Below are 8,650 nucleotides of genomic sequence, written 5' to 3' on the forward strand. Positions count from 1 at the left end.
CGCGGCGTCGCGTCGAGGTCTGGCAAACGCATCGAGCCGCAGAACGAACACCGCGGGGACCGACTTGCTGAGCGTGATAGCCGCCGTCTTCATCGTCGCATATGCGGCCATCGCGCTCGAACACCCGCTCGGCGTCAACAAGAGCGCTTCGGCTCTCCTGGGAGCGGGCCTGCTCTGGACCATCTACGCGCTGTCCGTCGGCGACGCCTCGCTCGTCAACCACCAGCTCGACGAATCCGTCGCCTCGACCGCGCAGATCGTCTTCTTCCTGATCGGTGCCATGACGATCGTCGAGGTGATCGACGCCCACAACGGCTTCGAAGTCATCACCTCGATCATCCGCACCACGAAGCAAACCACGCTGATGTGGATCATCGGCTTCGTGACGTTCTTCCTGAGCGCGATCCTCGACAATCTCACCACCACCATCGTGATGATCTCGCTGATCCAGAAGCTGATCGGCAACAGGAGCGATCGCCTGCTGTTCGCCTCGATCATCGTCATCGCGGCCAATGCCGGCGGCGCCTGGACCGTGATTGGCGACGTCACGACGACGATGCTCTGGATCGGAGGACAGATCACTCCCCTCAGCATCATGAAATCGGTGTTCCTGCCCTCACTGCTCAACCTGCTGATACCGCTGCTCATCATCGGCTATTCGCTCAAGGGGAAGGAGATCGTCCCTCCGCTGCAAGGCCAGGCACAGGCCCTCAGGGTCGAAGTGTTCGAGCGCAACTTGATGTTCTATCTCGGCCTCGGCACCCTGATTGCCGTTCCGGTTTTCAAGGCCGTGACGCACCTTGCGCCCTTCATGGGTATTCTTTTCGGGCTGGGCATCCTCTGGCTGGTCGGCGAGATCGTTCACCGCCACAAGGACGAGGATGCGCGCCGTCCCCTCACCCTCGTCCATGCGCTGACGCGCATCGACATGAGCTCCATCGTGTTCTTCGTCGGCATCCTCATGGCCGTCGCGTGCCTGGAGCATGCTCGCGTGCTGGAACTGTTGGCGAAATGGCTCGACGCCACGGTCGGGCGTCTCGACGTCATCGTCATCCTGCTCGGCCTCTTGAGTGCCATCATCGACAACGTGCCGCTCGTCGCGGCCACGATGGGCATGTACAATCTGGTGCAACATCCGCCCGACAGCTTCATCTGGGAGTTCATCGCCTATTGCGCCGGCACCGGCGGCTCGATCCTGATCATCGGCTCGGCCGCGGGCGTTGCCGCCATGGGACTCGAGAAGATCGAGTTCTTCTGGTACGCCCGCCGCATCGCAGGGCCCGCGCTGGTGGGGTATCTGGCGGGCGCGATGGTCTACATCGCGCAGTACGCGGCGCTGCATTGACGGCGCAGGCGAGATTCAAAATTAACGCCGGGTTAACGTAATTCTTTAGCTCCTTAAGTCACCTCTTAAGGATTTCTTGCCAGAGATAGACAATGCAGAAGGCCCGCGTCCGGCGTGGGCAGGAATCGTGTTGCTTGATGAGTAACCCCGCTGAAAAGCCTGAGGTTGTGCAGCTTCCGGCCGAGCCGGTGAGCGCTCCATCGGCGAGCAGCCGAAGGGCTGCGGCGCAGCGGGTGCGCGAGGCGCGGGACAAGTTAACGTCGACCAGTGGAACCCGGCCGGCCTTCGACGCCGAGATGCTGCGCCAATACGCCCAGACGCGGCTGTCGGCTTCCTATGTCGTGATGCTGCTGGTGGTCGCGACCGGTGTGCTGTTCGGCCTGTGGATGCAGCCGATCCCCGCCGCCGCCTGGACCGCCGGCATGCTCTGCCTCCACAGCGCCATGACCCGCAGCTGCCGGCGCTTCCTGATCGAGCCCGCCTCGCCCGCGGCGACGCGCGCATGGCGCACGCGCTTCGTCGTGCTCGACCTGCTCTATGGCCTGTGCTGGATGGCGATCCTGATCCATCCCGTGCTCGACATGGTCACGGAAACGCTGATGATGTTCCTGATGCTGCTGGTGATCGCAGTGTCGAGCATGCTCGCCGCCAATCTGCCGATCGCAGCCCTCGCCGCCACCGCGCCGGTCGCGGTCGCAATGGCGCTGAGCTTCGTGATGACCGGCTCGCTGGACAATTACATCCTGGCCGCGCTCGCGCTCGCCGCCGAAGGCTATTTCGTGCTGCTGGCGCACCGCCTGCACTCCTCCACCTTCGCCACGCTGGAAGCGCGCGCAGAGAAGGACGCGCTGATCGGCGAGCTCGAACAGGCAAAGGCGATCTCGGACGAGGCGCGCCACCGCGCCGAATCCGCCAACGTCGCCAAGTCGCGCTTCCTCGCGCAGATGAGCCACGAGCTGCGCACGCCGCTGAACGCCATCCTCGGCTTCTCCGAGGTGATGAAGAGCGAGATCTTTGGCGCGCATGCGGTGCCGGTCTACAAGGAGTACTCGGCGGACATCCATAATTCCGGCGTGCACCTGCTCAACCTCATCAACGAGATCCTCGACCTGTCGCGGATCGAGGCCGGCCGCTACGAGCTCAACGAGGAAGCGGTGTCGCTGGTCGGCATTGTCGCCGACTGCCATCATCTGATGAAGCTGCGCGCCTCCAGCCGCGGCATCACCATCCACGAAGTGTTCGAGCAGGCCATGCCGCGGCTGTGGGCCGACGAGCGCGCGATCCGCCAGGTCGTGCTCAACCTGCTCTCCAACTCGATCAAGTTCACCCCGCAAGGCGGCGAGATCTGGCTCAAGGCCGGATGGACCGCCTCGGGAGGGCAATATCTCTCGGTGCGGGATTCCGGCTCCGGCATTCCCGAGGACGAGATCCCGGTCGTGCTCGCCTCGTTCGGCCAGGGCTCCAACTCGATCAAGTCTGCCGAACAGGGCGCCGGCCTCGGCCTGCCGATCGCCAAGAATCTGATCGACCTGCATGGCGGCACGTTCACGCTGAAATCGAAGCTGCGCATCGGCACCGAGGTGATCGTCACCTTCCCGCCGGAGCGCGTGATGAGCGCGCTGGCGCCGCTGTCCGATGATTCGCCGCCGCTCCAGCCGGAGAGTTCCGTACTGCCCGAGGAGAAGCGCCGGCCGCGCCACAAGCCGATCATGAGCGCAGGCACAGGCTCCTAACCAGATGCTTGCAGACATGCCCGACAATCCCCCACTATGTCCGAATGAGCAAAGAAACGCCGTGCGTCGCCGTCTGCATGATCGATCCAAGGACCAAGCTGTGCTTCGGCTGCGGCCGGACCTTGCCCGAGATCGCGCGCTGGCACGCCATGGAAAGCGCCGACCGGCTCGCGGTCATGGCGCTGTTGCCGGCACGCATGACGGAAGCTGGACTGGCGCCGATCGCGGCATCGCCGAAACGCGCCTGAGGGGCCTGCGCGCCTGCGGAGGCGCGCGATGATCCGCTTCCTGCTCGTTCTCGTCATGCTTGCCGGCACGGCAGGCGCGGTCGTCGCCTATGGCGACCCCGATCAGATCGCGCGCGCCAGCCACAAGGTCTCCCACATCTTTCGCGCGCAGACGGCAACGCCCGCCCCTGCGGTGCAGATCCCGCGCGGCCAGGGCGGCGAATTCGCGCTGCGCGCGAAGATCAACGGCATCGCCGCGCCGATGGTGATCGATACCGGCGCGACGTCGGTGGTGCTGACCTGGGAAACCGCGAAAGCCATCGGGCTGCCGCTCGAGATGCTCGAATACGATGTCGACCTCGAAACCGCGGGTGGCCATACCAAGGCAGCCCGCCTCACGCTCGACCGTCTCTCCGTCGGCCATCTCGTCGAAAAATCGGTGCCGGCCCTGGTCGTCCAGCGCGGGCAGATGAAGACCAACCTGCTCGGCATGAGCTTCCTCGACCGCCTGGAGAGCTGGGGCGTGCGCGCCGACAAGCTGATGCTGACCGGCTATCCCGAGCTTCAGAGCAGCCATCGCCGCTCGCGCACGGCGCTCGACTAGATCATCCGCAAGAACCGTCGCGCAGGTGCCGGCGGCTTCGCTTCACACGGGCCGTGACTCAATCCCTGCACCGCGCGTACATGCCGGTTGGTGCGGCGAACTGAAAACGCGAAAACAACCCCATGCACAGTAGCCGAGGCTTGTCAGAACAAGGGCTTACGCGGGACAACGATTTGCACCTCGGCAGAATCTTTTGACGCGTCGGGCAAAACACCGGCACAACGGCAACAGCGCACAATCCGCCAGCGTCTCTCGAGCGGTGGCGCGTCAACTCATCGACCTCTGAAACATCGCATCGGCCCGCAGGAACGGGGCTAGGCGGCCGCTTCTTCCGCCGGCGCGCGCGCACCGACGCGCGCTATCGCATCGCGCAACACCTCGAGGCCGGCGCCCGCCTTAACCCCGTGCTCGGCCAGATGGCGGCGGAAGGCTCGCGCCCCGGGCACGGCATGGAATGCGCCGACGAAATGCCGCGTGATCGCGTGCAGCCGCGTGCCGCGGGCGAGCTGCTGCTCGATATAGGGCATCATCGCCTCCAGCGCGTCCTGCATGGTCGCGTGCGGGCTCGCCTCGCCGAAGATCTCCCGATCGACGCCGAGCAGCCGCCACGGGTCCTGGTAGGCGGCGCGGCCGAGCATCACGCCGTCGACATGCTCGAGATGCGCTCTCGCTTCGTCGAGGCCTGGAATGCCGCCGTTGATGATGACAGGCACGTCGGGCATCGCGCGCTTGAGCCGATAGACGCGCTCATAATCGAGCGGCGGGATGTCGCGGTTCTCCTTCGGAGACAGCCCGTTGAGCCAGGCCTTGCGGGCATGCACGATCAGTGCGTCGCAGCCGGAAGCGACCACCGCGTGCGCAAGCGCATCAAGGGCCACTTCCGGGTCCTGGTCGTCGATGCCGATGCGGCACTTTACCGTAACGGGAACCGCGACAGCGCGCTTCATCGCATCGACACACCTCGCCACGAGTTGCGGCTCCGCCATCAGGCAGGCGCCGAAGCGGCCATCCTTCACGCGGTCCGACGGGCAGCCGACATTGAGATTGATCTCGTCATAGCCGAACGCCTCGCCGATCCGCGCAGCCTGCGCCAGCTCGTGCGGATCCGAGCCGCCAAGCTGAAGCGCCACCGGATGCTCGATCGCATCGAACCCAAGCAGCCGCTCCCGGTCGCCATGAATGACGGCGCCGGTGGTCAGCATCTCGGTATAGAGCAGCGCCCGTCGCGTCAGGCGACGATGGAACACCCGGCAGCCCCGGTCAGTCCAATCCATCATGGGCGCCACGGAAAAGCGATAATCTTGATATTTCAATAAGTTGTCCCATTTTTTCGATGGCCTGGAACGTGAACCAGGTGCACACGTGTGCACTTAAACTAGCCCAAATTGCACACGTTTGTACCGCATTTGATCTCCCGGTGCACACGTAGCGCATACGAAATCTGGCTGGAGTGCACACGCAATGCCGACGTTTACAAAACTCAGATCGGGAAGCTGGCGCGTTCAGGTCAGGAGGAAAGACGAGTACATCGCAAACATGTTCGTGCGACGGCGCGATGCTGAAGAATGGGCGCTTGACGTGGAGCGCTCTATCGATCGCGGCACCGCAATTCGACGTTCCCAGCCTTTTGAGCAGCCTCGAATTTTTTCCGATTTGATCACCCTGCATCTCGACGATCTTGCCCAGGTCGGCAAGCCCGTACGACGATCCAAGTCGATGGTGCTCAAGGCCCTCAAGCTCTCGCTTGGACGAACAAACCTCAAAGAGCTGACCAGGGAGAGATTGATTGAGTTCGGGCGAAAGCGAGCTGCTCAAGGCGCTGGACCGGCGACCCTTGCGATCGATTCCTGACCGAAGTGGCCATCACCCTCGGCCGCGAGCCGGCCGCGGTTCGTAAGCTCGCGGCGCCCGCTCGTGCTTAGATGAATAGGACGCATCCTGATCGAAGCCCGTGCAACTTCGAAGCGGCCGGGCCTCGATCAGCGATTTCTTCGCCGTCCCTCGATAAGATCGAGAACTGCCATAGCGGCCTCAAGTACGTTGGTACCAGGTCCAAACACGGCTGCCACTCCGTTCCGAAGCAACTCCTCGTAGTCCTGCCGTGGGACGACGCCCCCGCAAACAACAATGATGCCGCCAGCGCCAGCCAGCTTCAACTCCCTGACAACCTGAGGAACGAGCGTTCTGTGACCGGCCGCGAGCGACGAGACCCCCAGAACATGTACTTTTGCCTGAACGGCCATCGCGGCAGCTTCGGCTGGCGTCTGAAACAAAGGACCGGCAACAACATCGAACCCCATATCGCCGAATGCCGACGCAATAACCTTCGCACCTCGATCATGACCATCTTGTCCTAGCTTGGCGATCATAATCTTTGGCCTCACGCCGATCGCTTGTGACACTTCGTCGAGCCGCGAGACAAGATTGGTGAACTCGGGATCGTTTCCATAAGCAGGGCCGTACACACTCGAAACAACATCGGGTATCGCCTGGTGATCTCCAAAAGCCAGCCGCATTGCGTCAGACATTTCGCCGACGGTTGCTCGAGACCTAGCGGCCTCAATCGCGGCTTCCAGCAGATTTCCCTCACCTGACTGCGCGACCCGGGTCAGTCGAGCCAACGCACTGGAGGCGCTCTTAGAATCTCTCGACCGTTTGATATCGGTCAGGCGACGAATTTGCGAGGCGCGCACAGTCGAATTGTCGATCTCCAGAATGTCGATTGGCTCCTCTTGTTCAAGCCGAAACCGATTAACTCCGACGATGACCTGATCACCGCGATCAATCGCGGCCTGCTTCCGTGTCGCCGATTCTTCGATCAATCGCTTAGGCCACCCTGTCGCGATCGCGTTCGCCATCCCTCCCCGCTCTTCGACCTCCTCCATGAGTTGCCAGGCAGCCTTGACGAGATCGTCCGTCAGGCGCTCGACATAGTAGGATCCCGCGAGGGGATCGACGACGTCGGCGACGCCGGTCTCATGCTGAAGGATTAGCTGGGTGTTCCGGGCAATCCGAGCCGAAAACTCAGTGGGCAATGCGATGGCTTCGTCGAACGAATTTGTGTGCAGCGATTGCGTGCCGCCCAGAACGGCGGCTAAAGCCTCATAAGCGGTCCGCACGATATTGTTATAAGGATCATGCTCCTGGAGCGACACTCCCGACGTCTGACAGTGCGTACGAAGCACTAAGGACGACTGCTTTTTAGGGTTGAATTCCGCCATAACACGCGACCAGATAAGTCGAGCAGCGCGCAACTTCGCCGCTTCCATGAAGAAATTCATTCCGATAGCGAAGAAGAATGAAAGCCGCCCTGCGAAGTCATCGATGTTAAGGCCCTTGGCAAGAGCAGACCGGACGTATTCACGTCCATCAGCGAGCGTAAAGGCCAACTCCTGGACGAGCGTCGCCCCCGCCTCTTGCATATGGTAGCCTGAAATCGAGATGGAGTTGAAGCGCGGCATGTTCTGCGCGGTGAACGCTATAATGTCAGCAACAATGCGCATCGATGGTTCCGGCGGATAAATGTATGTATTGCGGACCATGAACTCCTTCAGAATGTCATTTTGGACAGTTCCCGAGAGAGCTTCGCGCGGAATTCCCTGCTCTTCACCGGCGACAATGAAGGTTGCGAGAATGGGGATTATCGCTCCGTTCATAGTCATCGACACCGACGTTTCCCCGAGGGGAATGCCGTCAAAGAGGATCTTCATGTCTTCGACTGAGTCGATGGCAACGCCCGCCTTCCCGACATCACCTAGGACGCGAGGATGATCAGAATCATAGCCGCGGTGGGTCGCCAAATCGAATGCAACCGACAAGCCCTTCTGTCCTGAGGAAAGGGCGGAACGATAGAATGCGTTTGACGCCTCTGCAGTCGAGAATCCCGCATACTGGCGGATTGTCCACGGTCTACCAGTATACATCGTCGCCTTAGGACCACGAACGAACGGCGACATGCCAGGTAACGTGTCCAGATGCTCGATCCCATCTAAATCAGACGCCGTATAGATCGGTTTGACTTCAATGCCCTCCGGAGCCTTCCGCACGAGCGCGATGGGATCGCCTTTTAGTTCCTTCTCGGCAATCCTCTTCCATTCATCTGGAAATGACATCGACATTCTTGATCTCGCACCGGTTACCGGCCTAATTGTCAACCACGCATCGCGGGCTACATGCCCTGCTTATGCAAATTCCAAGATCAGCGCGTCCACCGCCAGCGTCGCACCGGCGCTGGCGTGAACCTTCTTCACGGTGCCGTCCTGCTCGGCGCGCAGCACGTTCTGCATCTTCATGGCTTCGACCACCGCGAGCGTCTCGCCGGCCTTGACCTCCTGCCCCTCGGTCACCGCGATCGAGACCACGAGGCCGGGCATCGGGCACAGCAGCTTCTTGCCGGTGTCGGAGGCCGTCGTCACCGGCATCAGCCGCGCCGAGGTCGCTTCCGCTTCGGTCCAGACATAGACCGGGACCTCGACGCCCTGGTGCGCGAGACGAATGCCGTTGGGAATCGGCCGCGCCTGCACCGCGACGAAGTGGCCGTCGATGGTACCTTGCCAAACCGGATCACCAGGCTTCCACGGCGACTGCAACAGATGTGCGTTGCCGACCTTGCCCTCGGCATCGACGAAGCGCACCGAGATCGCCTCGCCCTCGCGCGCGACCTCCAGCAATATCTCCTGGCGATCGAGCCAGACCGCGCGGCGGCGCTCGCGCTGCACGACGCGGCCGCCCATCTGCCCCG

At 62.3% G+C, this 8,650-nt stretch carries 8 protein-coding genes; 5 read left to right on the forward strand and 3 right to left on the reverse strand.

Annotation, left to right across the window (positions count from 1 at the left end; genetic code table 11):
• The first annotated feature begins 64 nt into the window (after positions 1–64).
• The 4 genes from nhaD to AABA84_RS24005 all read left to right on the forward strand — a co-directional run bounded on the left by nhaD (position 65) and on the right by AABA84_RS24005 (position 3,909).
• Positions 65–1,345 (forward strand): sodium:proton antiporter NhaD, encoded by a 1,281-nt coding sequence (gene nhaD / locus AABA84_RS23990; RefSeq protein WP_212246773.1) that lies wholly within the window; start codon positions 65–67, stop codon positions 1,343–1,345.
• A gap of 137 nt (positions 1,346–1,482) precedes the next feature.
• Positions 1,483–3,078: a sensor histidine kinase gene (locus AABA84_RS23995; RefSeq protein WP_212246775.1), complete on the forward strand. Its 1,596-nt coding sequence runs from the start codon at positions 1,483–1,485 to the stop codon at positions 3,076–3,078.
• A 44-nt stretch (positions 3,079–3,122) separates the two neighbouring features.
• Positions 3,123–3,326 (forward strand): DUF1289 domain-containing protein, encoded by a 204-nt coding sequence (locus AABA84_RS24000; protein WP_106950384.1) that lies wholly within the window; start codon positions 3,123–3,125, stop codon positions 3,324–3,326.
• Between the two features lie 28 nt (positions 3,327–3,354).
• Positions 3,355–3,909 (forward strand): TIGR02281 family clan AA aspartic protease, encoded by a 555-nt coding sequence (locus tag AABA84_RS24005; protein ID WP_091952184.1) that lies wholly within the window; start codon positions 3,355–3,357, stop codon positions 3,907–3,909.
• A 314-nt stretch (positions 3,910–4,223) separates the two neighbouring features.
• On the opposite strand, the gene dusA is transcribed toward AABA84_RS24005, so the two are convergent.
• Positions 4,224–5,222, reverse strand: coding sequence for a tRNA dihydrouridine(20/20a) synthase DusA (gene dusA, locus AABA84_RS24010; protein ID WP_338313406.1), 999 nt, complete (start codon positions 5,220–5,222; stop codon positions 4,224–4,226).
• 148 nt (positions 5,223–5,370) lie between these two features.
• On the opposite strand from dusA, the gene AABA84_RS24015 reads away from it, so the two are divergent.
• On the forward strand, positions 5,371–5,760 hold the full coding sequence (locus AABA84_RS24015) for a hypothetical protein (protein WP_338307179.1): 390 nt from the start codon (positions 5,371–5,373) through the stop codon (positions 5,758–5,760).
• 128 nt (positions 5,761–5,888) lie between these two features.
• Here AABA84_RS24015 and scpA read toward each other — a convergent pair whose 3' ends face one another.
• The gene (gene scpA, locus AABA84_RS24020) at positions 5,889–8,027 is read right to left on the reverse strand and encodes a methylmalonyl-CoA mutase (protein ID WP_338313407.1); all 2,139 of its coding nucleotides are present in this window, start codon (positions 8,025–8,027) and stop codon (positions 5,889–5,891) included.
• A 63-nt stretch (positions 8,028–8,090) separates the two neighbouring features.
• On the reverse strand, positions 8,091–8,650 hold a 560-nt coding region (locus tag AABA84_RS24025; RefSeq protein WP_338313408.1), incomplete at its 5' end, for a biotin/lipoyl-containing protein.

This window comes from Bradyrhizobium sp. TM239, assembly GCF_036247985.1.
GTDB lineage: Bacteria > Pseudomonadota > Alphaproteobacteria > Rhizobiales > Xanthobacteraceae > Bradyrhizobium > Bradyrhizobium ottawaense.

What these genes read in the sequence shown, in the direction of transcription:
- AABA84_RS23995 (WP_212246775.1), top strand. Translation starts at nt 1,483, where the DNA reads ATGAGTAACCCCGCTGAAAAGCCTGAGGTTGTGCAGCTTCCGGCCGAG.
- AABA84_RS24000 (WP_106950384.1), top strand. Translation starts at nt 3,123, where the DNA reads ATGAGCAAAGAAACGCCGTGCGTCGCCGTCTGCATGATCGATCCAAGG.
- AABA84_RS24005 (WP_091952184.1), top strand. Translation starts at nt 3,355, where the DNA reads ATGATCCGCTTCCTGCTCGTTCTCGTCATGCTTGCCGGCACGGCAGGC.
- AABA84_RS24015 (WP_338307179.1), top strand. Translation starts at nt 5,371, where the DNA reads ATGCCGACGTTTACAAAACTCAGATCGGGAAGCTGGCGCGTTCAGGTC.
- scpA (WP_338313407.1), bottom strand. Translation starts at nt 8,027, where the DNA reads ATGTCGATGTCATTTCCAGATGAATGGAAGAGGATTGCCGAGAAGGAA.